At 46.7% G+C, this 25,624-nt stretch carries 21 protein-coding genes and 1 other RNA gene; 15 read left to right on the forward strand and 7 right to left on the reverse strand.

The genetic code is table 11. From position 1 onward, the window contains the following. Positions 1–217: 217 nt before the first annotated feature. Positions 218–550 carry a DUF565 domain-containing protein gene (locus QUA56_RS10015; protein WP_333356561.1) on the reverse strand — a complete coding sequence of 111 codons (333 nt, stop codon included), beginning with the start codon at positions 548–550 and terminating at the stop codon, positions 218–220. 454 nt (positions 551–1,004) lie between these two features. On the opposite strand from QUA56_RS10015, the gene QUA56_RS10020 reads away from it, so the two are divergent. The 4 genes from QUA56_RS10020 (at position 1,005) to QUA56_RS10035 (ending at position 5,651) form a co-directional block, all read left to right on the forward strand. Continuing rightward, positions 1,005–1,583 carry a hypothetical protein gene (locus QUA56_RS10020; RefSeq protein WP_333356564.1) on the forward strand — a complete coding sequence of 193 codons (579 nt, stop codon included), beginning with the start codon at positions 1,005–1,007 and terminating at the stop codon, positions 1,581–1,583. 313 nt (positions 1,584–1,896) lie between these two features. After that, positions 1,897–3,825 (forward strand): glycosyltransferase family 39 protein, encoded by a 1,929-nt coding sequence (locus QUA56_RS10025; RefSeq protein WP_333356567.1) that lies wholly within the window; start codon positions 1,897–1,899, stop codon positions 3,823–3,825. 46 nt (positions 3,826–3,871) lie between these two features. Next, positions 3,872–4,522: a hypothetical protein gene (locus QUA56_RS10030; RefSeq protein WP_333356569.1), complete on the forward strand. Its 651-nt coding sequence runs from the start codon at positions 3,872–3,874 to the stop codon at positions 4,520–4,522. 172 nt (positions 4,523–4,694) lie between these two features. Next, complete coding sequence (locus QUA56_RS10035; RefSeq protein ID WP_333356572.1) at positions 4,695–5,651, forward strand: nucleotidyl transferase AbiEii/AbiGii toxin family protein; 957 nt, start codon at positions 4,695–4,697, stop codon at positions 5,649–5,651. Positions 5,652–6,094: 443 nt separating this feature from the next. Here the strand turns inward: QUA56_RS10035 and QUA56_RS10040 are convergent, their stop codons facing one another. After that, positions 6,095–6,259, reverse strand: a complete 165-nt coding sequence (locus tag QUA56_RS10040; RefSeq protein WP_333356575.1) for a hypothetical protein — start codon at positions 6,257–6,259, stop codon at positions 6,095–6,097. 80 nt (positions 6,260–6,339) lie between these two features. Then, positions 6,340–7,080 carry a formylglycine-generating enzyme family protein gene (locus QUA56_RS10045; protein WP_333356578.1) on the reverse strand — a complete coding sequence of 247 codons (741 nt, stop codon included), beginning with the start codon at positions 7,078–7,080 and terminating at the stop codon, positions 6,340–6,342. Positions 7,081–7,421: 341 nt separating this feature from the next. Between QUA56_RS10045 and QUA56_RS10050 the strand changes: the two genes are divergently transcribed. The 8 genes from QUA56_RS10050 (at position 7,422) to QUA56_RS10085 (ending at position 15,282) form a co-directional block, all read left to right on the forward strand. Further along, positions 7,422–7,649 carry a type II toxin-antitoxin system Phd/YefM family antitoxin gene (locus tag QUA56_RS10050; RefSeq protein WP_333356581.1) on the forward strand — a complete coding sequence of 76 codons (228 nt, stop codon included), beginning with the start codon at positions 7,422–7,424 and terminating at the stop codon, positions 7,647–7,649. Positions 7,650–7,718: 69 nt separating this feature from the next. Beyond that, complete coding sequence (locus QUA56_RS10055; RefSeq protein WP_333356584.1) at positions 7,719–9,515, forward strand: serine/threonine-protein kinase; 1,797 nt, start codon at positions 7,719–7,721, stop codon at positions 9,513–9,515. Positions 9,516–9,935: 420 nt separating this feature from the next. After that, positions 9,936–10,327, forward strand: a transfer-messenger RNA (tmRNA) gene (gene ssrA / locus QUA56_RS10060). Positions 10,328–10,848: 521 nt separating this feature from the next. Continuing rightward, positions 10,849–11,967, forward strand: coding sequence for an NADH-quinone oxidoreductase subunit NuoH (nuoH, locus tag QUA56_RS10065; RefSeq protein ID WP_333356586.1), 1,119 nt, complete (start codon positions 10,849–10,851; stop codon positions 11,965–11,967). A gap of 205 nt (positions 11,968–12,172) precedes the next feature. Next, on the forward strand, positions 12,173–12,748 hold the full coding sequence (ndhI, locus tag QUA56_RS10070) for an NAD(P)H-quinone oxidoreductase subunit I (RefSeq protein WP_333356589.1): 576 nt from the start codon (positions 12,173–12,175) through the stop codon (positions 12,746–12,748). A 191-nt stretch (positions 12,749–12,939) separates the two neighbouring features. After that, positions 12,940–13,563, forward strand: a complete 624-nt coding sequence (locus QUA56_RS10075; RefSeq protein ID WP_333356592.1) for an NADH-quinone oxidoreductase subunit J — start codon at positions 12,940–12,942, stop codon at positions 13,561–13,563. A gap of 123 nt (positions 13,564–13,686) precedes the next feature. Continuing rightward, complete coding sequence (gene nuoK / locus QUA56_RS10080; protein WP_333333126.1) at positions 13,687–13,992, forward strand: NADH-quinone oxidoreductase subunit NuoK; 306 nt, start codon at positions 13,687–13,689, stop codon at positions 13,990–13,992. A 129-nt stretch (positions 13,993–14,121) separates the two neighbouring features. Next, on the forward strand, positions 14,122–15,282 hold the full coding sequence (locus QUA56_RS10085) for a glycerate kinase (RefSeq protein ID WP_333356828.1): 1,161 nt from the start codon (positions 14,122–14,124) through the stop codon (positions 15,280–15,282). 191 nt (positions 15,283–15,473) lie between these two features. Here QUA56_RS10085 and QUA56_RS10090 read toward each other — a convergent pair whose 3' ends face one another. Further along, positions 15,474–15,839 carry a hypothetical protein gene (locus QUA56_RS10090; RefSeq protein ID WP_333356595.1) on the reverse strand — a complete coding sequence of 122 codons (366 nt, stop codon included), beginning with the start codon at positions 15,837–15,839 and terminating at the stop codon, positions 15,474–15,476. Between the two features lie 326 nt (positions 15,840–16,165). On the opposite strand from QUA56_RS10090, the gene QUA56_RS10095 reads away from it, so the two are divergent. Next, complete coding sequence (locus QUA56_RS10095) at positions 16,166–16,693, forward strand: orange carotenoid protein N-terminal domain-containing protein (RefSeq protein ID WP_333356598.1); 528 nt, start codon at positions 16,166–16,168, stop codon at positions 16,691–16,693. Between the two features lie 50 nt (positions 16,694–16,743). On the opposite strand, the gene QUA56_RS10100 is transcribed toward QUA56_RS10095, so the two are convergent. Next, positions 16,744–16,887 carry a hypothetical protein gene (locus QUA56_RS10100; protein WP_333356600.1) on the reverse strand — a complete coding sequence of 48 codons (144 nt, stop codon included), beginning with the start codon at positions 16,885–16,887 and terminating at the stop codon, positions 16,744–16,746. Between the two features lie 485 nt (positions 16,888–17,372). Then, positions 17,373–19,220: an ATP-binding protein gene (locus tag QUA56_RS10105; protein WP_333356603.1), complete on the reverse strand. Its 1,848-nt coding sequence runs from the start codon at positions 19,218–19,220 to the stop codon at positions 17,373–17,375. A gap of 403 nt (positions 19,221–19,623) precedes the next feature. On the opposite strand from QUA56_RS10105, the gene QUA56_RS10110 reads away from it, so the two are divergent. Next, on the forward strand, positions 19,624–20,346 hold the full coding sequence (locus QUA56_RS10110; protein WP_333356606.1) for a response regulator transcription factor: 723 nt from the start codon (positions 19,624–19,626) through the stop codon (positions 20,344–20,346). A gap of 441 nt (positions 20,347–20,787) precedes the next feature. Beyond that, positions 20,788–22,440: an alpha-amylase family glycosyl hydrolase gene (locus QUA56_RS10115; RefSeq protein ID WP_333356608.1), complete on the forward strand. Its 1,653-nt coding sequence runs from the start codon at positions 20,788–20,790 to the stop codon at positions 22,438–22,440. 222 nt (positions 22,441–22,662) lie between these two features. Here the strand turns inward: QUA56_RS10115 and QUA56_RS10120 are convergent, their stop codons facing one another. Further along, positions 22,663–25,308 carry a bifunctional diguanylate cyclase/phosphodiesterase gene (locus QUA56_RS10120; protein WP_445242894.1) on the reverse strand — a complete coding sequence of 882 codons (2,646 nt, stop codon included), beginning with the start codon at positions 25,306–25,308 and terminating at the stop codon, positions 22,663–22,665. Positions 25,309–25,624 lie beyond the last annotated feature (316 nt).

Here is a 25,624-nt window from a genome sequence, read left to right on the forward strand (position 1 = left end):
AGCGTCTCGCTCGCGACCTATGCCGCGAGCGAGACGCTCGCACTCTATATTATCCAATTATATTATTCTGATGCAACCGTCCACGATCTGAAAGCAAAAATGGGATGCTCCCGTCATTAGTCTATATTCTGAGCGCGGGGAGGGTGGGTTTTGTAATGGTAAATTCGCTTAATTGCATAGCTCCTAACTAAACCCGCCCCTAGTGATTCAAAATTTTTTAAGAGCCAAGTTTGAAAGCTTCCACAAATAAATTGTAAGTCAGGCCAATTTTCAGAGCGTTGAGCACCTCCACCCAAAAATAACGTGCCGCAGGCTTCCTCCCACCGTAAACCAGCCGGTTCACCAACTCCGTCAACAACACCAACAGCCCGCCCGCGATAATATCCCAATCAGCGGATTGTCCGGCGATCGTCGAAATAGCTGTTCCCAAAAAATTGCCTAACAGCAGGCTAATTATCAGGAGCGAAATCCGCCGCCAAGGATTGCTCAGCCAGCGTCCGAATTGCTCGCCCACAACGTCAATCAATCTGTTAATTCGGGTATTCTGCATAGAAGTTATATCATTTTAGATTTTAGATGAAAGAATTGGGAATGACTGATGGCGATCGGGGTTTGGATCTTGCCTAGAGTTGCATTATTTTTTTAAAATAGTCAGGACTTACGCACACAAACACGCAATTCTGTCACGGTTCGCTGTGCGTCGCAATCTTAAACCCTTGCAACACTGTTATAGTGCGTAAGTCCTGATGGTATTAAAAGTTATACTGATGAGTCAAAAAATGCTGCGTCAGACAAACTCCAAATCTTTGCCTAGCTTAGTAGGCCGCCATCTAAAATCTAAAATTTAACATATAAGATGGTATTGAGCGATCGCGGAGTTACAGTCCTGAACAGTCAAGTAATTAAGTGTAGCTGTATCTTGTGGCACCGCGGCCCCGGGCTCTACATTAAGGATAGTTATGAATAATTGCGGGTGTGCAGTCTATCCTTTAAGCAGAAAACTTATGAAACTTAAAATTTACCAGAGCGTAATTGGAGTGGCGATCGTCCTAATTACAGGAATGTTTCTAGGACGTTTTGAAATCACTATCTCCAACGGTTCAAATCGATCGAGCGATTGGCCCTCACAAGCTACCGCACTCCCCCCCACACCCCCGGTTTCCCCAGTCGCCACAGCTTCTGCAGACACCGCCAGCGCTCCCAAACCCGACTCAATACCAACCCCCCCAGAGTCAGAGGAGGAATTGCTTTCCTCAATCTCTGTAAATACTAAAGCCACCGGCAGTCTGCGCGTCAGCAACCGCAGCGAACACCCAGTGCGAGTGGCCCTGCTGTCGAAACGGCAAGCCGAGAAATCCTACGGCAAACCGGCGCACTGGGATTTTGCGCCGGGAGAAGGAGGCGACAAGGGACTGATGCTATCGCTGCCGGATGGCAAGTTACAAGTCAAACAGGGAGACATTCTGGTGGTTTTTGCTCAGGATGGTTCTCGCCGCTACTGGGGGCCTTACGTCGCCGGGGAGACAGCCTCGCCCGCTTGGAACAGTACAGCCGGAGAATGGCAATTAATTTTGCAGCCGTGAACGCTTAGCAGCAAGTGCCGAGATTTGGGTCGAGAAAGCCGGTTGATACGGTCTTGTTGAGAATGGTGCAAGATATGTGAGGTTGAACCTGATATCTTGCACCATTATCAAGAACAGGCTTTTCGGCCTGTTCCACAAAGACTAAATTTTCTCGCTTCACAGGCATCTTGCCTGTTCATCAAGCCTTATTGAGAATGGTGCAACATCTCAGTTGAACCGCATTCGATCGAATTGGGAGTTTCGAGAATGCGAATCTTTCGGTAGACTCTCTAAGCGAGCTAAAATTTAAAATCTAAAATCGCAGGAAGTTTGGGTGAAGGAAGTTATTAAAAGTTTGTCAGAGTTTAGGAATCGCCCGCTCGCACCAAAGCTGCTGTCGCTGTTGTGGCTGTGCGCGATCGCCTCGGTGGCTTTTTTGTGGAATCTCGGCAACATCGGCTTAGTTGACGAAACCGAACCGCTGTTTGCCGAAGCCGCCCGTCAAATGACCGTGACAGGGGATTTCATCACTCCTTATTTCAACGGCGAAACCAGGTTTGACAAGCCGCCGTTGATTTACTGGCTGATGGCGGTGGCTTACCGCACTCTGGGTGTTAACGAATGGGCCGTGCGTCTTCCCTCGGCCTTGTGCGCGATCGGTCTGACTTGCCTCGGATTCTATACCCTATCGAAATCGAAGGAAGAAGGAAGAAGGAAGAAGGAAGAAGGGCACGACACGGATTCGGACACGGATACACGGATGAATGCAACTGTGTTTCCTCCCTCGCTCTCCCACTCTCCCACTCTCCCACTCTCCCCCTCTCCTAGTATTCCTATTTTTCTTTCTACTCCTTGGATTGGTGCTGCCCTAATAGCTTTAAATCCTCAAACTATTGCCTGGGGACGGACTGGTGTTTCAGATATGCTATTAGTCGCCTGTATGTGTTCGGCACTGCTCGCATTTTTCCTCGGTTACACCTTAGAAGAAAAGAGAGAAAAAGCAGAATTTTCCACAGTTTCTGCATCGGTATTTCCCAATAAGTGGTATCTGACTTGTTACGTACTAATTGCCTTAGCAATTCTGGCTAAGGGGCCTGTGGGAATTGTCATTCCAGCGCTGATTGTGGGCGGTTTCGGGCTTTATTTGGGAAATTTTCGGCAACTTTGGCGCGAAATGCGTCCGGTGTCTGGAATCTTGATTATTCTGGCGATCGCCCTGCCTTGGTACATTTTGGTTATTTTAGCCAACGGTCAAACTTATATTGACAGCTTTTTTGGCTATCACAATTTCCAGCGTTTTACTGAAGTAGTCAACAAGCACTCGGCGCCTTGGTATTTTTACTTTTTTGTAGTGCTAGTTGGTTTTGCACCTTGGTCGATTTATTTGCCCGTGGCGATCGCCCGCACCCGTTTTTGGCAGCGCAGTTACTGGCGCCGTCAACCGCGATCGGCTCAGTTGAGTTTATTTGCCCTATTTTGGTTCGGCTGCATCTTTGGCTTTTTTACGATCGCCGTTACCAAATTGCCGAGTTATGTATTGCCTTTAATCCCCGCCGCTGCGATTTTGGTAACGCTGCTGTGGAGCGATATTATTGCAGGTAACGAACCCGATAACAGGCGGATAAAGTTAGAAAAAAAATCAAATTCTTTACCGCGAGGACTGTTAGTTACATACATTTTCAATGTCGTATTTTTATTAATTGTAGCCGGAGCAACTTTCTACTGCTACAACTGGCTGGGAGATGACCCGGCAATGCCAAATTTTCCCCAAGCAATTCAGCAGTCGGGATTGCTGATTGTCGGCGGTGCGATTTGGATAACTACAGCGGTGGCGATCGCACTTTTACTCTGGAAGCGGCAACAGCGCTGGATTTTGGTTGCTAACCTCATCGGCTTAGTAGCATTTATCATCTTTGGTCTTACTCCCGCCTACAAAGTGGTCGATATCAACCGCCAGTTACCTCTGAGACAGTTAGCGCAGGTTGCGGTGCAACAAAAACTGCCAGGGGAAGAGTTTATTATGGTTGGTTTCTGGAAACCAAGTCTGGTTTTTTATACCCAAGGGCCGGTGACTTACTACCGAGCTCTCACAAAGGCGATCGACTACCTTAAGGAATCTAAAAACTCAACTTCTCCCTCTATTTTGTTGCTGGGATATCCAGAGAAATTTGTGCAATTAGGATTGCAGCCAAATCAATATCAACTGTTGGATAGTCGGGGCGCTTACCAACTCGCCAGGGTTCCGAGAACAGCATTTCGATAGTGGATTGTATTGCGGCTGTGGTGAGCAGACCTGTTAGGAAGAATTCATGGAATTCACTGGAAAATTTGAAACTCACATTACCGTTTCCCTCAAAGACTTGGACAGAGTAGAGGCGCTTGAACAATGGGGCATTAATCATGGTCTAAAACTTCTCCATATAGTTCTAGACCGTGGGGTTACTGTATCTCAACTAATGTTGACGCGGCATGGGCGAGGTAGCCTGACAAACGAGTTAAAGACGGCATTTGATTCAAGCCAATCTCTAAATGCTGAAGGCTTCACGGTGACACGCATCAAAATTGAGGTGCCACAGTGGAACCAGAGTGTTCCGCAGTCTAATGCCGAAGCACTAAACCATCCAGGCGATCGCTACTTTGAGCATCATATCAAACTGTTGCTTGAACCTTCTGCTGATATTCGGCCTCTGATTGACCTGGCCGAAAGACATTCTGCTTATCTCTCTCGTAATCTTTTCCAGACTCGGAGCGACCAATATTACGAGCGATTTGTCACTCAGCGTTGTATCTCCGTTGGTCGTGTTGAAGCTCAACAAAAACTTCAAACTCTCTTAAAAGCGATCGCTAGTTTGAGATATTTAGCGATCGATCTCGAAGCAGAATTTGTTGTCTATGATAGTAATCTTGACCTTGATTCAGGTTGGATTAAAGGGAAAGAATCAGCAATTTCACAGGGATAATTATCACGCAGAATATAAAAGCCGAGGATAGCCCGAATAATAGGGAAAGAATCAGCAATTTCACAGGGATAATTATCACGCAGAATATAAAATCCTATGATAGGATGTATAATAAGGAAAGATTTACCAATTTCACATTAATAACTATCAAGCATAATATAAAGGAATATTAATGAAATACGATCCGAAGACATACATCATTATTTCAGAACAAGGTCAGAAAATTGAACGCCCAACAGTTTTTGAGCCTGCACTAATTCCCCAGAAGCATCTTCGGGGAGCATTTCGTCTGGGAGATCCAATATTTGAAGATCCAGAAATTAGAACTCAATGGCTGAATATGCGTCGGCAAGTGATGGATTATCTGCTGCAAATTATTAGTTGTTCAATCTGGAAAGATCGCCTTGTCTTACGAGGTAGTTTATTACTGAAAGCATGGTTAGGAGATGTGGCGAGAGAACCCGGTGATATAGACTGGGTTTTTAGACCTCACGATATTAGCGTCAATTCCCCTTTATCTAGAGAATTGTTCAATGGATTAATTCAGATAGTTTCAGATCGTCCTCATGTAGGTAATGCGATTATTGACGTTGACAAAATCTCCATAACAGAGATTTGGACTTATGAACGCGCATCAGGTAGGCGCATTATTTTTCCTTGGAAAGCAGACGGTTTTCCTTCAGGAGATTTGCATATGGATGTGGTTTTTAATGAAGAACTATTGTGCGCTCCAATTGAGGTCTATATCCCTTCGTCAATTGGTGAAAATAGGTTAGTGTGGGCAGCTTCTAAAGAACTGTCATTGGCATGGAAATTGCTGTGGTTAGAAACCGATATGTATCCACAAGGCAAAGATTTGTATGATGCAACACTCTTAGCGGAGCAAACTTCATTGTCCTTTGAGATTCTTTATCAAGTTCTTCAGTCAAGTGAAGATTGGAAGAATCAGGCTACAAAACCAGGATTTTCCTGGAAATCGGGATTTCCTTGGACAGAATCACAATGTTCAGCATATCTAGATTGGGACAACTTCAAGCTAGAGTATCCTGGGGTTGAAGGGGAGGCAAAGGATTGGCAAGCTCGGCTTTCACTGGCCTTAGCACCGACATTTGCCAACCTTGATGATTGAACCTTCGTAGTTATTAATGATGATAATTAGCCTGCCATTTGTTCGACCTACCCTCAACTTGCCTGAAACAATGGATAATGGATAGGATGCCATTTTAATTGTAAAAGTGTGGTAGCCATTCTGCCCGAATTAGCAAGTTGCAGTTGTTCTGTAGACTAAGCTGTTAGTCATTTAAATTTCTTGCCTGAACCCCTTACAGTATGGGATATAGACCACAAATAGTGCAGTTTAAATGTCGAACAGCTTAATCTTTCTCCTGCTTTGACTGTTGTTGGCGGCGTACTGGTAAATTCGGGGTCAATATTGGGGCCTGCTAGTTGGGAATTTGTGGCTGCAAAATCTACTCCAAACTTTGTATTGTTAGCGGTGACTGTTACTTCTTGATAAATGGGGTTGGTTGGATTCGTTTGAGTCCATCCGGGTTGTAATTGAGAGACTATGTGCTAGTTTCCGGGGGCGAGGGTGAAGGAATAGTTGCCACTGGCGTCGCTGTAAGTGAAGGGTTCGTTGGTATTTCGGATGCCGTCGCGGTTAGTGTCAACGTAAACTAACCAGTTTTCCATTCCTGGTTCGTTGTCTGTCGGTTTACCTAAACCTCGGACTACCATTAAGTTGCTAAAACCGTCCCAAGCGTTAAGGCGTTCGTACTTCTTTATTCATAAAGTTATCGCTTTTGCCGTCTAAGTTTTCAAAAGTTGATGGCTACTCTAAAACCTAATGATAAAGCCCTGTAATCAGGGTATTGGTAGGTTCGATAACTACATCTCGGCCAGCCTTGTTGCCACATCATTTGTCCGCCTCGAAAAACTTTGCATCTCCCTGTTGCTGGACCAGCAGGATTTTTTGTAACATTTGGGTCGGTTTGATAATATTCACCATCTTCATGATCGTATAGCTCTTCGTCATACCAATCCAAACACCACTCAGATACGTTTTGCCACATATCCAAACAAGCATAAGGACTTTGCCGATCTTGACGAGTTCCTACAGGCAGTGTAGTTTCAGGGGGTGGAGGAAGGATGTCGTACTCTTCAGGCTCCTCGCTTCCCCAAGGGTATAACTGTCCCTCTGTCCCTCGGCAGGCTTTTTCCCACTGTGCCTCAGTTGGCAAAGCATAGTTTTCTCCCAAAGAATCTTGCAACCACCGTGCAAACGCGCAGCAGTCATGCCAAGATACGCAAGTAATTGGATGCTGCTTGCTAGGCGATCTCTGGGCAACTTCATTGTGGAAAAACCAGTCATAGCCCGTTTTGTTTAGAAAGTCCTGCCATAAATTTACGGTTATTGGTGTTTTCTGAATGGCAAAAGTTGACAACCAAATTTGTCTTAATGGTGCTTCCCTAGTCTCGGCTTCATTATCTTCTAAACAAGCTCCCATTAGAAATTCTCCTTCGGGAACAGTTACCATATCTAGCAAAGATTCCTGCATATAAATTGACTCTCCTTTTTGCTCAATTTTTTGTAGCCATTCAATATCAAAAATCTAATTGCTGCATCCGCACGGGAATTCCATTCCCCACCGTTACTAAGTTACCTCCTTGACGCAGAAGTCCGTCTCCACCAATACTCCAATCTTCCATATCATCGCCTATATCTCTATATGTAAACTTAGCAAAAACTATCGAGCAGTTGGTCAGTTGGATGGAGACACTGTAATCTGGTTTTGGGTTGGTTCACACGCAGAGTACGACAAGTTTCTGGGACAGTTGTAGCAGTGTCTACAGCCAGCCAATATCAATTAGAAAAGTGTATTTAGACAAGTGGAAAATTATGATCCCAATCAAAGAAGCTCAACAGCATTTGCAGCAGTTGATCGATTCGGTGAGTGAGTCGCACCAACCGATCGTTATTGCAGGACAGACTAGCAATGCAGTGTTATTATCTGAATCTGACTGGGCATCTGTGCAGGAGACACTGTATCTTCTATCAGTGCCGGGGATGCGCGAATCGATTCGGGAAGGAATGGCAACGCCGATCGAGGATTGCGATCGCCCTTGAGACTGGTAACTAGGCCGACCATACGTGCCATAATCAGCGATATTATCTGGTACGCGATCGCCTGGACATATGGATGCGCTAATCGGCAAAACTTTACAGGGTGGAAAGTACACCCTCGAACAAGAACTGGGACGCGGCGGCTTTGGGATTACTTTCAGGGCAAATCACCGCTATTTAGGACAGCCTGTAGTCATTAAAACTCTCAACGAATCTCTGCGCCAGCAACCCAATTTTGCTGAGTTCGATCGCAAGTTTCAAGACGAAGCGAGGCGGTTGGCTTCCTGCGTCCATCCCAATATTGTCCGCGTCAGCGATTTCTTTGTGGAAGACGGGCAGCCTTACATGGTGATGGACTACATAGCAGGTCAGAATTTGGGCGATGTCGTACTCCCAAATCGGCCGCTGCCAGAAGAACTCGCTATTCTCTACATAACTCAAATTGGCGCTGCTTTAAAAGTTGTTCATCAAAAGGGTTTGCTGCACCGAGATATCAAGCCGCAAAACATTCTGCTGCGCCAAAACACCCAAGAAGTTGTGCTGATCGATTTTGGCATTGCCCGCGAGTTTACTCTGGGTGCAACTCAATCTCACACTAATATGGTGTCCGACGGCTATGCACCCCCAGAACAGTATTTTGCCCAAGGAAAATATACGCCCGCAACAGATGTTTACGGTCTGGCGGCGACGCTTTATACTTTGCTCACAGGACAAGTGCCGGTGGCTGCAATTTTGCGTACCAGCCAACCGATGCCTTCACCCCGCGACTTGCAGCCTCAGCTAAGTGCGGCTGTCAGCCAAGCGGTGATGCGGGGGATGACGGTAGAAGCTCAAAATCGCCCTGCTAGCGTGGATGAGTGGCTGTCGCTGCTGCACGGGCAGCCTCTTGGTGCAGCGTCGCCGAGCACCGGGCCGACGGTGGCGGTGATTCCGGGACACGGGCCTCAGTCGCCTGCGGGTTCGTCGAGAACTGCGCCTGCTGTGGTGTCTTCTGGGGGAGGAAACCGCAAGGTTTGGTGGATTTTGGGGTTGGTGGCGATCGCACTTATTGTTGCAGGTTTTATCGGTATTGCTAGGGTTTTCCTCAACCGGCCGTCTTCGGAACCCGCACCGGTGGCCCAGGACGATCGCACTTCGACCCCCGCAGATCCAGACGCGCGCTCAAACCCCACACCAATTCCCGCGCCGACACCAACGCCAGCCCCGACTCCCAGAGAAACTCCGCCGCCTGCTGCTGCTGAAACTCCAGCGCCTGCTGCTGAAACTCCAGCGCCTGCTGCTGAAACTCCAACACCAACACCAGCGCCAACACCAGCGCCAACACCAGCGCCAGCGCCAACACCAGCGCCAACACCCGAGGCTGCCGAACCCACACCAACAGAAAAACTTGTTGACAAAGAGTTCCCGCCAGATCGATCGCCCGCACCCAGCCCCGAACAACCGGGAACCAATTATCAGAAGACTCCCACAATCCCTGGGTTTGCCGTTGGTACGCCGGAAAGTCAGATTTTATCCCAATTGGGAGAACCGACTGACTCTCAAGCCCGGGGTTATTGGCCGAATACTCGCACCGCACTTTACGAAGTGCTGCCGAACCGGATTACTCTCGGCTACATTTACGATCGCGATTCAGGCAAGCTTGTGCAAACAGAGGGTTCTTTTGCCCAGTCGGTGGACGATTTGGTAGTCAAAACCACGTTAAACGGGATGTTGGGCGGCGCCAACCGGGAGATTTTGCAGGGCTTGCGCGACGTGCAGCAGCGCCGGAGTAATCGGTTTACGTTTAGGAAGGGTTCGCTCGAAGGAACGATCGAACGCAATGAGCGCGATCGGATTTACATCGGCGTCTGGGACGACAACTTGCATTAATTAGGAATTACGCACGGGTGGTCAGAAACCGGGTTTTTGCTCCAAGACTTCGTTAAAGCAGACAAAAACCGCAAAAAACCCGGTTTCTTTAATCCCCAATCCAAAATCTAAAATCTAAAATCTAAAATCTAAAATCGACTTGACGATCGGATTTACATAGGCGTTTGGGACGACAATTTGCATTAAATTTGGCAGCGGTGACATCCTGCACCCTTGTCAATAAACCTGGGCGGGCTCTTCGGCCCACCCCACAGGAAAACTCAACTCTTGTCGAACAGGCCCGAAAGCCTGTTCAAGAAAATGGTGCAAGATGTAAATATTCTTGACTCAGCTTTGTGCCAAAATCGAAAATCCAAAATCTAAAATCTAAAATCTAGTTGACGCAACACAAAATATTGTCTATAATTACAGAACACACGAGGGGCTGTAATGGTTTCGACAGGGTGGCGAAAGCTGCTCCGTGATGCAGGTCGAGAGTGAGTCTCCTCTCGCAAATACCGGCTCAAACAAAAAAGTAAATGCGAACAACATCGTTCCTTTCGCTCGCAAAGCCGTCGCTGTAGCCTAAAAAACTTCTTGAGCACGGTTTAGAGTGTATGCCACCTCACTCCGTTAACGGTAGCATAACAACCCCCAACGGATGCCCTAGCTAAACGTTTCTAGTCGGCTAGCTAGGAAAGCAATCACTAGAAAATCCCCCCATTTGGGATAAAGATGGTTCCCGCCCCGAGGATTAGAGGGGATAAACCTGTGAACGATCGGAAGGTAAATACCCGCTTTGGACGGCAGTTCGATTCTGCCCAGTTCCATAAAAAAAGTAGCGTAAAATCAATGGTTTAAACCATTTGAAAGCCACTTTAAAGCATTAAAAGGGCCCAGATTTAAATCTGGGCCCTTTTGTTTGCGCTATATCTCGCTTATAGCTGAGTCTAGATCCCCCTCTAAATCCCCCTTAAAAAGGGGAGTAGGGGTTGACTTTGAGCTCTCTTCTCCGCCCCTCTTATTAAGGGGGCTAGGGGGGCTCGAGGTTTGAGACAGGAGAGTGCGTAAATCGTGATTGATTGCTGACTCAAAATCGATCGACCAATCAACAGTCAACAGTCAACAGTCAACAGTCAACAGTCAACCATCAACCATAAATTACCGACCCATTAGCGAAGCTGCGGGCTCATATAATTAGAACTTCACCCTGTCTGTGCGTTCTAGGAGCCTGTCGGGCGATATACTATTAGGCGGTAAAGCATTAAAAATCTTTACAAAGACCCCGCTCTCTAAGCCTATTCCTACTAAGGATGGGTGCAAAAATATATGCGATCGCTCAAAAGCTGGAAACATGAACCCAGGAATTGACTTACAAGGAAGTTTTGTAGAAGCCCTGATGAATTTGGGCTTACCGGCGGACATCGCCCATCTGCTTTGGCTACCGCTGCCAATGGTGCTGATGATTGTCGGTGCCGTATTTGGGGTACTGACTAGCGTCTGGCTGGAACGGAAAATTTCTGCGGCGGCTCAACAGCGGATCGGCCCGGAATTTATCGGCCCTCTGGGAGTCCTAGCACCCGTTGCTGACGGGCTGAAGTTGGTATTCAAAGAAGACATTGTACCGGCCAAAGCTGACGCGCTGCTGTTCACGCTAGGGCCGGTCATTGTAGTGATTCCAGTTTTTCTGTCCTACTTAATCGTGCCCTTCGGAGAGCATATGCTGATCGCCGATATGGGGACAGCGATATTTCTGTGGATTGCCCTGTCTAGCATTCAGCCGATCGGCTTGCTGATGTCCGGCTATGCTTCTAACAACAAATACGCCCTCCTCGGAGGACTCAGAGCCGCTGCTCAATCCCTAAGCTACGAAATTCCCCTAGCTTTGGCAGTATTGGCAGTTGTGATGATGTCCAACAGCCTCAGTACGATCGACATCGTACATCAACAAGCAGGCTACGGGATTGTCGGCTGGAACGTTTGGCGGCAACCTGCGGGTTTCCTGATTTTCTGGATCGCAGCACTCGCAGAATGCGAACGTTTACCCTTTGACCTTCCAGAAGCAGAAGAAGAATTGGTAGCAGGATATCAGACTGAGTATACAGGCATGAAATTTGCCTTATACTACATCGCTTCCTACGTTAACCTCGTCCTTTCTTGCCTGCTAGTAGCCGTTTTGTACCTCGGCGGTTGGGAATGCCCGATTCCGGTCGGAGTTATCACAAATGCCCTGGGATTGAGCGAAACAACTCCTTGGTTGCAGGTAATTACCGGCACGCTGGGCATTACAATGACCTTGCTGAAAGCCTACTTTTTCCTGTTTCTGGCAGTTCTGCTCCGTTGGACTCTGCCGCGAGTTCGGATCGACCAATTGCTAGATTTGGGATGGAAGTTTTTGCTGCCCGTTGCTTTAGTTAATTTGCTATTGACCGCAGCTTTGAAGCTTGCCTTTCCTTTTGCTTTTGGCGGTTAATTCATAATAGGTAAAGGGTAATATAGCAGTTTTCAAGCGGATGAAATACAGCAGACGGCCTCCGGGACACGGCAGTGCTGTGTCCCTACCTGACACCTGTACTTTACTCAACTGAGAAGTTCGATCGCTAAAAAAAATAGCTGTTAACCAATTACCTATTATCAATTAGCAATTACCAAAAACTCAAGTACAGAGAGAGAACACGATGTTAAAATTCCTCAATCAAGTAGGCGAATACGCCAAAGAGACTCTTCAAGCTGCTAAGTATATCGGTCAAGGGCTATCTGTTACTTTTGACCACATGAGACGCCGACCGATTACGGTGCAGTATCCTTACGAGAAACTAATTCCTTCCGAACGTTTCCGGGGCAGAATTCACTTTGAATTTGACAAGTGCATCTCCTGCGAAGTCTGCGTTCGGGTGTGTCCGATCAATTTGCCCGTGGTGGATTGGGAATTTAACAAAGAAACTAAGAAGAAACAGCTCAAGCACTACAGTATAGATTTCGGTGTTTGTATCTTCTGCGGCAACTGCGTAGAATATTGCCCGACTAATTGTTTGTCCATGACAGAAGAATACGAGTTAGCCGCCTACGAACGTCACGAATTGAATTTTGACAACGTGGCCCTCGGACGTTTGCCCTACAAGGTTACAGATGACCCGATGGTGACACCGCTGCGGGAATTCGCTTATTTGCCGAAAGGTGCGATCGACCCCCATGAAGTTTCCTACACCGATCGCCGCGCCGGTCTCCGTCCAGAGGAAATTATCGAAAAGTAGGTAATGGGGCATGGGACATGGGGCATGGGGCTTAGTTAGTAGTTAGTGGTGAGTGGTTACTTGTTAGTGGTTACTTGTTAGTAGTTTTTCTAATAACAAATAACTACTAACAAATGCCCAATACCCAATGCCCAATGTCCCCATGCCCCATTACCAATTCCCAATTACCAATTACCAAAGGATTAAAAATTGTGAATCTAGCCGAAGGCGTTCAAATTGTTTCATTTGGCATACTGTCCCTAATGATGATTGGAGGGGCATTAGGAGTAGTGCTGTTCTCCAATATCGTTTACTCAGCATTTTTGCTGTGCGGCGTATTTACCAGCATTGCCGGTTTGTACCTGTTGCTGAATGCCGATTTTGTAGCAGCAGCGCAGGTGTTGATTTATGTTGGTGCTGTTAACGTCTTGATTTTGTTTGCCATCATGCTAGTAAACAAGCGAGAAGACTTCCGCACAATTCCCAACGCTTGGGTGCGTCAAGTAGCAACTGCACTGGTTTGTGCTGGTTTATTTGCGCTTTTGGGTACGATGGTGGTGTCTACTCCTTGGGCTATTGTAGCGACGACGGGAGCACCTGCAGAAAGTTCGATCGTGACGATCGCCAAACATTTCTTCACCGACTTTTTGTTGCCTTTCGAGTTAGCATCAGTGTTTTTGTTGATGGCAATGGTAGGAGCAATTGTCTTGGCGCGCCGCGATTTCTTTTCGGATGAACTGTCAAACAAGGTATCAGAAACACCAGCTTTTAGTTTGCCGGAACGGCCGCGCGAATTGGTTTCTGCGGGTGATGTTTCTTCACCAGAAACTAAGTAACAGCAGTAACAGTAGGGTTCGCAGTGTGCACCTCCGGCGAAAAACCTGGTTTCTGTTCGCAATTCCTCTATCTGCCTGTTTTGTAGTAATTTTGACTGAGAGAAACTCAAAAAATTTATGCAACTGCAACTCCAGTATTTCCTGTTATTAGCTGCTGCACTTTTCTGTATTGGCATTTACGGTTTAATTACCAGCCGAAATGCAGTGCGAGTGTTGATGTCGATCGAGTTGATGCTAAATGCAGTCAATCTCAACCTGATGGGTTTTTCTAACTATCTTGACCCCGTACAGATTAAAGGTCAAGTATTTACCGTGTTTGTAGTTACGGTAGCGGCTGCTGAAGCAGCGGTGGGTTTGGCGATTGTTTTGACGATTTACCGCAACCGCAATACCGTAGACATGGAAGAATTTAATTTGCTGAAGTGGTAGTTAGTCCTTAGTTATTAGTCGCTTGTAGGGGATTGTAGGGGCTTGTAGCGGCGGGTTTAGGGTCAAATATGTGTCGGTTGCAGATAGTATTTGGACAAAACCCGCCCCCGCATAGAGAGTGTTGAGAATATGGATCGATCGACTGTAACCCCTGTTGAAATTTTACACCGGTGGCAAGCGGGCGCTCGCCCGATCGCTCCCGACTTCGATCACCTTGCCTTTTGCGAACTTGCCGATGATGTGCGATCCTCTTCGAGGGCTTCGCTAACGCGCGCTTTTGGCATTACTCCTGACACTGTAGCCGATGTTGTCCGCTGCAAAACAGATTTATTCTTTTCTATTGTTGGCGAACTGCATACTTTCCCCCTCAAGTCAACTGCTTTTCTCGAAACTTTGTGGAATCTTTGGCTGCCCCTGGCAATGCAATTATCGACTGCAAAACAAAGTTTAAACCGTCCTCTAATTCAAGGGATTTTAGGAGGGCAAGGAACGGGAAAAACTACTTTAGCCCAAGTTTTGAGGCTGATTCTAGGGAAATTGGGATATTCTACTGTCAGCCTTTCTTTAGACGATTTTTATAAGACTTATGCCGATCGCCAACAACTCCAAAAAGCAGACCCGCGTTTAATTTGGCGCGGCCCCCCGGGCACTCACGATGTTGACTTAGGAATAGCAGTTTTAGACAAGTTGCGCGGTTCTCAAACTCGCGAATTAGCAGCAGTTGACCATCCAAAATCTGATGTTCTCAAAGCGAATATAATTAAAAATATAGAAATTCCCAGGTTTGACAAATCTGCCTGGGGAGGTGCAGGAGATAGAACTCAATCAGAAATAATTTCCGGTGCAGATATTGTACTTTTTGAAGGTTGGTTTGTCGGCGTGAATCCGGTGATTGATGCCAAATTGAACGAGTTTTTGGCGGGTGCGCCGTTTCCGATTTTTACTCCAGCCGACTGTCAGTTTGCGCGCGATATGAATGCGAAACTGCACGACTATTTGCCGCTGTGGAAACGATTAGATCGGTTGATGGTTTTGTATCCCCAAGATTATCGCATTTCTCAAGTGTGGCGCAATCAGGCGGAACGGGAAATGATGGCGGCGGGTAAGTCGGGAATGTCAGAGGCCGAAATTAATCGGTTTGTCGAATATTTCTGGAAAGCGCTGCATCCCGAGTTATTTATTAAATCGATGGTTGAGGGGGGCGATGGGGTGGATTTAGTAATTGAAATTTTGGGCGATCGCACTGTAGGCAAAATTTGTCGGGCGATCGACTTAAAATTAGGCGATTAGCGAGATTTAAAATTAATTCTTTAGGGACACAACATTGTTGTGTCCCTACTATATTGCAGCTTATCTTGCACTCTATTGAGAATTCAGGACTAATGCCAAAAAGTGGTTTGACGCGCGAATTATAGGAGTAAGGCGCGCCATCAGCACCCTACAATATAGAGGTTGTGCATCGAGGATGGAGAATTGCTCAATTAACTGCCGGGAGTACCACGATCGATCGCTTTGTCGATCAAATCGTCGGTAACATTGTCCGGTGTACCTGCGGGGTTAATTTCCTGAGCCATCGAACTAAAATCATCTGACTTGCCGCTTGAATCTGCCGGCTTTGCGATCTCTTTAGGAGCGGGAATATCAAATTTAGGTGCAGTTGCAGCGGCGGCAGCTTTGGCGCCAGCACCAGTGCGATCGATTTCACTAACACTAAATTCTTTTGAAGCTTCGTAGTCTGCGGATACATTAACCGTCGGCAACTTTTGTTCTCCAGCTTCCACGTTTTCAGTTATTTGCTGAGCGTCAAATGTTTGAGAGTTATTTGATTCTGTATTTTTTTCAGACATAGCCGACTCCTTTCTATTTTTTTTTACACTTCAATGTATTTACTGTGACTCAATTACGTTGCTTTTTAATCTATCCGCAGATGTATCGCGAGCTTCTATCTCAAGGATGATTTATTTTAGTATGACCGCTCAACATTAGACCTGTTTGCAAAAATTAGGCAACTAAATGCAAGCTCCAAACCCATACATCATCAGTCATTCTCTATTGTTTAATCTAAAATATAAAATTTAAAATCTAAAATCGTATTACCTCTCGGGGAGGGTGACTTGGACTTACAAATCTTGATATTTATATATTCTGTAAGCATTTTTAAGGAATTTGATTTATGAACTCACCCGCCGCGACCAATCCTCACTCTCTTTCCAACGACACTCAAAACATAGTTCAGACAATCAACGGGTTGGGTACAGACGAAAAACTGGCGCTGCTCTACTTTGTTTATGAAAAAATGGGAGATTCAATTACACCTGCCGCTCCCGCCGCGGCAGAACCAGAATTAGCTCCCGTGCTGCTCGATGATTTTTACAAGCTTTCCCATGACGAACAACTGAATATAATGCGAGGTATTGTCAACCGCGACGACACGCCGTATTCTCACGCTTACGGAGCTTTAACAGCTAACAATCAGTTGCTGGTTTGGTATGCTTGGGCTATTGGTATGGGGGAAAAAATTGTCGATATCCCCGAGGGATATGAAGCAACTGAGGCTGTCAATGGCGTGTTGGGTAAAATTGAAGGTCTTGATTTTGAACAGCAAATTTCGGTGCTGCGCGACGTAGCTAATAATATGGGCTACACAAATGTTAAACCAATTGATACTCAGGCTCAAGTAGGGAAAACTGCTAGTCTTTAGATAAGACTCGGCGGTTAAAACCGCTGCAGAGAGTCAAACGAAGATAAGAGTTATACCAATTCTCGCCTCCAGAAAGCAACAATGATGAGTGTGGGTTTGTTTGCGCTCACCTGAGCTCCGGGTGCGTCGCTCAAAGATTGTGGACATTCTTTAAGATTTACGGGTGGCGACGCACCCGGAGGATGCTGTTGCATGAGTTTTGAGACTTAGTATTAGTTCTTGAAACTTATCGAGAGTCAAAATCTCGTCTGCGGCTCGACTAAGCGATCGCCGAACGTCCTCCGCAGACTTATAGCCTTTCTCAAAAAGATGAGGTATGACTGACAGCTTACATAACCACCCAGACGCTTGAGGGCCCAAGCCCAACTACGTACCTCATCTTTCTGAGAACCGCTATATGTATAGTGTTCGTAGTGAGAACTAAAGTTATCACTGCGAACCTATTTTATTGTGGTTGTTCGAGGGGAAGATGATATGAAGTGACCAGCAGTGCGATCGCGCACTATTCTTCTTTTTTCCTTCTTCCTTCAGTCCAGGACGCAAGTGTCACAATCCAATGGACTCGTAGGGTGCGTCAGGCTAAGTTCTCAAATGATTATCGAGGATTTCGAGAGCTGACGCACCTTACTATATATGACAGTTGCGTCCTGGACTGTTCTTCTTCCTTCTAGAGTTTTTTCTAGTTAACATTGCGCGGAATTTCGAGCCGAAAAATCGAACCTTTTTCTAGTTGACTTTCGACCGTAATTGTGGCGTTCATCATCTCGACTAAACAGGCAGTAATAGCTAGTCCTAAACCAGTGCCTGGATATTTGCGGGTTGTGCTTTGGTCGGCTTGGCGGAATTTGTCGAAAATGTGGGGCAGCTCGGTTTCACAGATGCCGATTCCTGTATCCTGAAGAATGATAATTAGCCGATCGCGATTTAATTCCCGCACCTCAATGCAAATGCTGCCCTGATGCGTGAATTTAACCGCGTTGGAAACGAGATTGACCAAAACTTGCCGCAGGCGCAACTTGTCATTAACTATAAACTGATTCTGCAAGCACACGCTGACGGACATTGCCACATTCTTGTCGGTGGCTTGATTTCCAAATTCCAGGGCAACATCGATTACTAAATGCGCTAAATCAAATTGTTCAATTTCTAATTCTGTGCGGCCGCTCTCAATTTTGGCAAGGTCGAGGATATCGTTAATCAGCACTAGCAGGTTTTTGCCGTTATCTAAAATGCGCCCCACACTGTCTGTCTGCTGGGCGGTCAGCAGTTCTTTGTGCTGGCGCAGCAGCACTTGGGAAAAGCCGATAATCGCATTCATCGGAGTTCGCAATTCGTGAGACATGGTGCCCAAAAATTGCGATTTTAACTTCGCTGCTTCTAGCAGTTGCAGTTTTTGCTGTTGAATGCACCGCCCCTGATTTTCCAGTTCTTCCTGCTGGCGAATTAGCAGCTCGTTTTGCAACTCTAAAAGCTGTTCCTGCTTTTTTGATTTTTCGATCGCCCGCACGCTGTTAATCGCGATCGCAGCTTGTTTTCCCATCACCCCCAGCAGTTGCACAGTTTCCCCGTCAATGGCCGTGCTGTCTTGCTCGTTGCCGATCGCCAAAACGCCCAAACGCCCGCTTTCCCCCGACTCGATCGGCGCTGCACAGGCCGCCGCCGGCACCGAGCCACCGGACTCAGACTGCAAAAGTTGAGATTCTCCCGTCGCAAATGCTGTCAACAGCAGCTTGTCTTGGACGTGCGGGGTTTTTCCCGCAGCAAAGTTTTCCGCGCCCCCGACAGCGCTGAGTTTGAGGGCTCTGCAATCGCACTCGGGAATGGCAACCAGGCAAAATTCAGCTCCGGCGATCGCCTCCACAGTCGCGTCCGCGATGGCTTGCAACAATTGGCACAAATTACCCGCGCGCTGGCTCAATATATTTGTAAACCGCTCGATCGCCTGCAAATCCTTCCCTGCGTCCATTACCGTCCTGACTTCGCACAAATTTTTTGCTCTGAAGTTAGCTTTCAAGCGCGCTTCCTGGCGCCAAAATTCTGGTTCTGCTTGGGCCCCGGCTTGAGTTTGTTCGATCGCGTCCATATCTATGTAGGTTCCCACCCACTCCAAAATTTCCTGACTGTCTGGGTTAGCGGGCGCTCCTCTGGCTAGGTTCCAGCGGTAAGTGCCCTCTCGCGTCCTGAGACGAAATTCTATTTCATAACTTTGCGGCGGGCTCGCAGAAGTGTGCGATCTCGCCAACAGACGAGGGCGGTCTTCTGGGTAGACGCACGCCAAATAGCCGAAACCCAAAGCTGCTGCTGCTGGTACCCCCGTGTACTCCTCCCAGCTACGACCTAAATAAGTCGCCCAGCCGCGGGCATTTACTTTCCAAACTATCTGAGGAATTGCCAACCACAGGCGATCGTCCTGAGTTTTGCGAGCGTCAACTTGCAGTTGGGGGGAGGTTATTTCTGATACTTTGTGTAGTATTTCCGCATCGGAAAACTCCGGGCGAAAAGAGTTATTGCCGGGATAGTGAGTCATAACAGGTTTTATTATTATAAATAAGCATTCAAGTTGAGTCCTAACACCGACTCAAGACTCGTGCTGCTAGCTTTACTGATTTGACGTACCAAAGTGCATCAAAAGTTTTTATAGTTTAAACTTATCTCGGTAGTGGTATCTTTACCTCTATCAAGGGGCGGACAATGGCATAATTCAGTTAAACTGTAAAAACATTGAGAGCTTACCTGTCTCGATCGGGCTTTCTCGGCCGTCTGGGCAAAATAATTTAAAAATTAACTTGCTTTCTTGGCGACTGCATGAGTATGCTGGAAAAAGATGTGCGGGTTGTCAAACCCTAAATCAGGACACATTCTCAAATTTACTCAGTTTAGCTGAGTCAGTTGACGATATTTTAAAAGTTTAGCGGACTATTGGAAGAAAGATGAGTAAAATTCGCGTTGCTTTGATAGAAGACCACGATCTGACAAGAGTCGGCATCCGCACAGCTCTACAACAGCGTGACACCATAGAAGTTGTCGGCGATGCCGCTAACGCTACAGACGGATTGAAACTGCTTCAGTCTTCAAAACCTGACGTGGCAATTGTAGACATTGGCTTGCCCGATTTTGACGGCATTGAACTGACACAAAAGTTCAAAAAATCGATGGTAGCGGAGTCCGATCCGAATACAAAAATTTTGATTCTGACTTTTCAGGACAATGAAGAAGAAGTGCTGGCAGCTTTTGCCGCCGGAGCGGACTCTTACTGCATGAAAGATATCAGCTTCGATCAGTTATTAGACGTAGTAAAAGTAACTCACGAAGGTAACTCTTGGATTGACCCCGCGATCGCCCGCATCGTCCTGAAACAAGCTCGCACTAAGGAATCGGTGCCGGAAGAACCGAAGGCTGAGGGCAAAAGAGTCACAATTAAGGCTGCCGAACCCGAGTTCAGTCACATCATTGAAACTTACCCTTTAACCGAGCGGGAATTAGAGGTTTTGGAACTGATCGTGCAGGGTTACAGCAATGCTGCAATAGCCGAAAAGCTTTACATTACTGTCGGTACAGTCAAGACTCACGTCCGCAATATTTTGAACAAGTTGTGCGCTGACGATCGCACTCAGGCTGCCGTTCTTGCCCTGCGTTCTGGCTTGGTTGGATGAAGCGTTATCATCAGGTAAAATCAAGTTAAAATTAGGGTGCGCCTAGCGCACCTTACCAGCGAAAATGTATGGTGCGCGGTGCGCGCCAGCCGGCGAATTGTTTATTGTTAAAAAAATACTCTAGTTTAAGTCCGCATCTATCTCAATGCAGATATTTAAAATAATCTTTTTAGAAGTAAATCCACCTTAAGATAGATGCTAAAAAAATCTTATTTTACTAATAGTTATTCGTGAGCGATCGCAAGTTAGATAAATTCCGATCGCACTGCCGATATTGCGCGATGTCAATTGATAAAATGCACTGGCAGGGGCAAGATTACCAGACTTTTAGGAATAGTTAAACGTTAAAAAAATTATATCTGCGGAGTGATGCCTGAGTTCGCTTAAATTTGCGAAATTAAAAGTATCAACTGCTACTGAAATATTTTAGAAAGAGGTATTATGGCAGCTCCAATTGAATTTAAGTTATTTGCTCCTTACAACAAAGGAGCTGCCTTGATTGGATCTTTTTCTAATTGGGAAGAGATCCCGATGGAAAAGGACGAAGAAGGTTATTTTCGCACGCGAGTTGAGTTGGAGGATGGCGTTTATCAATACAAATTCCGCGTTAAGTCGAAAAGCTGGTTTCTGGAAGCAGATCGGTGGGTAGATGTGGTCGATCCCTACGCGACTGACATCGACGATCCCACTCAAAACGGTCTTGTTCGGATCGAAGAGGGGTCGCGCATTGTCGATACCTACGTCTGGAAACACGACGACAAACCGCTGCCGGCCGATCGGGAATTAGTGATTTACGAAATGCACGTTGCCGACTTTTCCGGCGGCGAAGCAGACCCCCTGGCCCGCGGCAAGTACGAACACGTCGTCGAAAAACTCGATTACCTAGTCGAACTCGGCGTTAACGCGATCGAACTCATGCCCCTCAAAGAATACCCGGGCGACTACAGTTGGGGCTACAACCCCCGCTACTTCTTCGCTACCGAGTCCAGCTACGGAACCACAGAAGAACTCAAAAACCTGATAGACGAGTGTCACGGGCGCGGCATTCGCGTCATCATCGACGGGATTTACAACCACTCGGAATCATCGAGCCCCCTCACTCAAATCGATCACGATTATTGGTATCACCACGAACCGCGCGATCCCGACAACAATTGGGGCCCGGAATTTAACTACGAATTCTACGACGAAAACTTAGGAACTTACCCGGCGCGCAAATTTATTGGCGATACAGTTCGCTATTGGGTTCAAGAATATCATCTCGACGGCATTCGTTTCGACGCGGCGCGACAAATTGCTAACTACGATTTCATGCACTGGATAGTTCAAGAAGCCAAAAATGTCGCCGGCCCCAAACCGTTTTATACCGTTGCCGAATACATTCCCGACGAGCCCAGCATCACCAATCTAGACGGGCCGATGGACGGCTGCTGGCACGACAGTTTCTATCACTCCATAATTCCACAACTCTGCGGCGACAATTTTGATTTAGAACAGCTAAAAGATGTGATTGACTGCAAGCGGCAAGGTTTTTTGGGTGCTACGAATGTAGTCAATTATCTGAGCAATCACGACCACGATCGCGTTTTTGCCGAATTGGGTTCGCGCGGGATTTTGGATGAAGCCGCATTCAAACGGGCTAAGTTGGGAACCGTGCTGTTAATGACAGCAGTTGGCGTGCCGCTGATTTGGATGGGCGAAGAATTTGGCGAATACAAAGCCAAAACAATCGAGCAATCTAAAATTGACTGGACGCTGCTAGGAAATGACATGAATAAAGGTTTGTGGGAATACTACAAAGGCTTGATTCACCTGCGTAAAAATAACCAAGCACTTTACACAGAAAACATCGAGTTTTTCCACGAAGACCCCGACTCGAAAGTTTTTGCTTACACTCGCTGGAACGATGAAGGTTCGAGAGTTGTAGTAGTGGTGAATTGGTCGGAAAATTATCTAGCTGGTTACAGCGTTCCCCACTTCCCGGCAAACGGAACTTGGCACGAATGGACGGGCAATTATGATGTGGAATCTGGCGATGACAATATTATAATTGACTTGCCGGAATACGAAGCGAAAGTGTTTGTTTGGCAGTAAGGCAACGGAGGACACGGCAATGCCGTTTCCCTACCCCAAAATAATCATTATGTAGGGAAACGGTATTGGGAGCATCTCACTTTTGCAGCCAAGCTAGAAATTGGAGATAGGAGGCCCGAGACTGCGGGACAGGAGGAAAGAGGAAGAAAGAAGGAGTCAAAAGAAGTATTTTTACAAATATGAGATGCTCCCACGGCATTGCCGTTTCCCTACAGATATCGCTCAAAATAGCTCTTTTTTGTTTCCCAGTTGATTTTCTAGGCACAATTGGGTTATAGCCCCCACCGGTATTGGTTTGCTAAACAAGTAACCCTGACCCATATCGCACTGAAGCGACTGCAAAAATCCCAACTGTTCTGCTGTTTCCACTCCCTCAGCAATCACCTGTAAATTCAGGCCTTGTCCCAAGGCGATCGCCAGTTTCACAATAGTAGCACCGCTGCTGCCGTTCACCAAATCGGCCACAAAGGATTTGTCTATTTTTAAATTATTGAGCGGAAAGTTTTTCAGAGACCAAAGCGAAGAATAACCGGTGCCAAAATCGTCCAGAGAAATGTGAATTCCCATTTGCTGCAACTGCTGCAATACCGACACCGTAAAATTCACATCTGTCATGGCAATGCTCTCGGTAATTTCTATTTCTAAATACTCGGGATTTAATTCGGTTTCTGACAATATTTCAGCGATGGTTTTTACCGTGTTAGGTTGCATAAACTGGCGGGCTGATAAATTCACAGCTATCCGCATCGGCGGCAATCCCAGTAACTGCCACGCTCGATTTTGCAAGCAAGCAGTCCGCATCACCCATTCGTCAATTTGGCAGATTAATCCTGTTTCCTCAGCTAAGGGAATAAATCGATCGGGAAAAATCAAACCGCGTTCGGGATGCTGCCAGCGAATCAGAGCTTCGATGCCGACTATTTTGCCAGTCTTTAAGTTTATTTGGGGTTGATAGTGCAGCACAAACTCAGAGTTTTTGATAGCTTTGTAAAGCTGATTTTCTAAGTTAAGATCCTCGGAAACTTTACTGCCGATCGCCCGCGTGTAAAACTGATAATTATTCCGACCTTTCTGTTTAGCTTTGTACATCGCAGCATCAGCATTTTTCAGCAAAGTTTCTGCATCTTCTCCGTCGTAAGGAGCCAAAGCAATTCCCAAGCTAGCCTTAGTATAAAGTTCTACACCCTCAAAATCAAAAGGACTGCTTAAACTCTGGATAATTAGCTGGCAAATGTTAGTTGCTTCATCAGGGCTGTTGATATTGTACAGCAGCACAGTAAATTCATCCCCCCCCCAACGGGCAATCGAATCTCCCCGGCGCAAACACTTAGTCAGACGCTGAGATACACCCTGCAGCAACAAATCTCCCACTGGATGACCGAGAGTATCATTAACATTTTTAAATCTGTCCAAATCCAGAAATATCACCGCCAGCATTTCTGCGTTTTGGTGAGCGTTAGCTAAAGCTAAAGACAGCCTTTCATTAAACAGTAATCTATTAGGTAAACCTGTTAATTGGTCGTGAGAAGCTTGATGTCGGATCATCGCCTCGACGCGCCGCTGCATTGCAGCCATGTACAGGTGAGTGCCTAAAGATTTTGCTAGTTTCTGTTCGTCGCTGCTCCACTGTTGAGCTTCGGCGGTTTTGATTTCTTTCCAAGCTGCAAAAGACTGTCGGGGACGATCGATCCGGGCGTCGGAACTGCAACGGCCAGCCCACACAATTTCGGTTTCTACGGCGCCGCGAAAAACGGTGAGACAGCCGATGCACTGTTGGCGGTATTGCAGCGGTACTGCCACAAACGATCGAATGGAAGCTTCGAGAAAATTCGCAGATAAAGATTTGATTTGAGGTTCTGTAGAAATATCGGAAATTGCGTACAAGTGGGGTACGATTAAACTGGAAATATTTGTGTCAATTGAACTGTAATGCTGGGAATATAGATTTTGAAAAATACCTAATTGGCTGGTATCAGCAGTTTGCGATCGATCGTCTTGGTTGGGAAACCCCATGATCTGCTGCCAAAACGGGCTGAGTTCAAGGTCGATGTCCCGGGGCTGCTGGCCGCAGGTATAAAGTAAAGCCGGCCGATCGCCAAACTCGGCTGCAATGTACAGTCGCCCTCCCGAACCGCGCAAATGCTTGACAGTTTGTTCGAGAACTGATTTCCGAATTTCGTTTAGTTCTAGAGGAGAATGCAGCAAACTGCTAATTTGGTTGACAACGGCTTCGTCGCGCGCTTGCTGTCTCGCTTGACTGAGGAGAAAGGATTGGGCGATCGCAATTGAAAGTTGATCGACAAGCAACTGCACCATTTTCAATTCTCGATCGCTAAACCGTTTCGGTTGGCTGTGGTGAGAGACTAACAGCCCCCAAAGCTGATTTTGATGCAAAATCGGCACCGTCAGAGAAGAAAGCGCCCCCAAAGCCGTGAGATATTCAGCGTGACAGGACTCTACAGGACAATAGCGAATATCTTCAACTGCTAAAGTTTTGCCGGTTTCGGGACAATCTAATCGATTAATTGTTTGATGCTTCAATTCCACATCGACAATCACTCGCTGCCGCGCTTTGACAAACATTTCGCGGGAACTGTTGGGAATGTCGCTGGCCGGAAAGCGCAAACCAAGCAGAGATGGCAAGCTGTCGCCGTTGGTGGACTCAGCAATTACCTCACCGCTACCATCGGCCTCAAAACGATAAACTTTTACCCGATCGGTTCCTAAAAAGCTGCGGATTTCTCGTGCCGTTGTCGTCAAGATTTCTTGCAGTTCTAACGAGTTGCGGATGCGATTGGTAATTCGATTGAGTAAAATCTCTTGTTCTAGGGTCGATCTTGACATTAATCTCAGTTTTGTTCGGGCCATCCCTTTTGATCTCCAGGGCTGTTGACAGCATTTTTGCAAGCTACAGTGTTAACTCACCCTGTATTATAGAATACAACACTTTCGCCACGTCTATTGGATTTACCAAACTCGGGATCGATCGACCCGGTTTCTAGGAAGCTTGCTGGTTTCCCGACAAATTTCGGTGAGAAACTCGGTTTCTCTCAGCAGTTACAAGGCTAGGAATTAGCGATCGGGCAAGTAGTGAGGAGGAAAGTCCGAGCGAGTTCGATCGGGACTTTCCTCCTCACTATAAACCAATTGGAAAGTTATCAGGCAAGAGGCATAGAGAAACCGG

It is taken from the genome of Microcoleus sp. N3A4 (assembly GCF_036701805.1).
In the GTDB taxonomy this organism is placed as follows: domain Bacteria; phylum Cyanobacteriota; class Cyanobacteriia; order Cyanobacteriales; family Microcoleaceae; genus Microcoleus.

Coding starts and splice junctions, on each gene's coding strand:
- QUA56_RS10015 (WP_333356561.1), bottom strand. CDS start 550: ATGCAGAATACCCGAATTAACAGATTGATTGACGTTGTGGGCGAGCAA.
- QUA56_RS10020 (WP_333356564.1), top strand. CDS start 1,005: ATGAAACTTAAAATTTACCAGAGCGTAATTGGAGTGGCGATCGTCCTA.
- QUA56_RS10030 (WP_333356569.1), top strand. CDS start 3,872: ATGGAATTCACTGGAAAATTTGAAACTCACATTACCGTTTCCCTCAAA.
- QUA56_RS10035 (WP_333356572.1), top strand. CDS start 4,695: ATGAAATACGATCCGAAGACATACATCATTATTTCAGAACAAGGTCAG.
- QUA56_RS10040 (WP_333356575.1), bottom strand. CDS start 6,259: ATGGTAGTCCGAGGTTTAGGTAAACCGACAGACAACGAACCAGGAATG.
- QUA56_RS10045 (WP_333356578.1), bottom strand. CDS start 7,080: ATGCAGGAATCTTTGCTAGATATGGTAACTGTTCCCGAAGGAGAATTT.
- QUA56_RS10050 (WP_333356581.1), top strand. CDS start 7,422: ATGATCCCAATCAAAGAAGCTCAACAGCATTTGCAGCAGTTGATCGAT.
- QUA56_RS10055 (WP_333356584.1), top strand. CDS start 7,719: ATGGATGCGCTAATCGGCAAAACTTTACAGGGTGGAAAGTACACCCTC.
- nuoH (WP_333356586.1), top strand. CDS start 10,849: ATGAACCCAGGAATTGACTTACAAGGAAGTTTTGTAGAAGCCCTGATG.
- ndhI (WP_333356589.1), top strand. CDS start 12,173: ATGTTAAAATTCCTCAATCAAGTAGGCGAATACGCCAAAGAGACTCTT.
- QUA56_RS10085 (WP_333356828.1), top strand. CDS start 14,122: ATGGATCGATCGACTGTAACCCCTGTTGAAATTTTACACCGGTGGCAA.
- QUA56_RS10090 (WP_333356595.1), bottom strand. CDS start 15,839: ATGTCTGAAAAAAATACAGAATCAAATAACTCTCAAACATTTGACGCT.
- QUA56_RS10095 (WP_333356598.1), top strand. CDS start 16,166: ATGAACTCACCCGCCGCGACCAATCCTCACTCTCTTTCCAACGACACT.
- QUA56_RS10100 (WP_333356600.1), bottom strand. CDS start 16,887: ATGCAACAGCATCCTCCGGGTGCGTCGCCACCCGTAAATCTTAAAGAA.
- QUA56_RS10105 (WP_333356603.1), bottom strand. CDS start 19,220: ATGACTCACTATCCCGGCAATAACTCTTTTCGCCCGGAGTTTTCCGAT.
- QUA56_RS10110 (WP_333356606.1), top strand. CDS start 19,624: ATGAGTAAAATTCGCGTTGCTTTGATAGAAGACCACGATCTGACAAGA.
- QUA56_RS10115 (WP_333356608.1), top strand. CDS start 20,788: ATGGCAGCTCCAATTGAATTTAAGTTATTTGCTCCTTACAACAAAGGA.
- QUA56_RS10120 (WP_445242894.1), bottom strand. CDS start 25,308: ATGGCCCGAACAAAACTGAGATTAATGTCAAGATCGACCCTAGAACAA.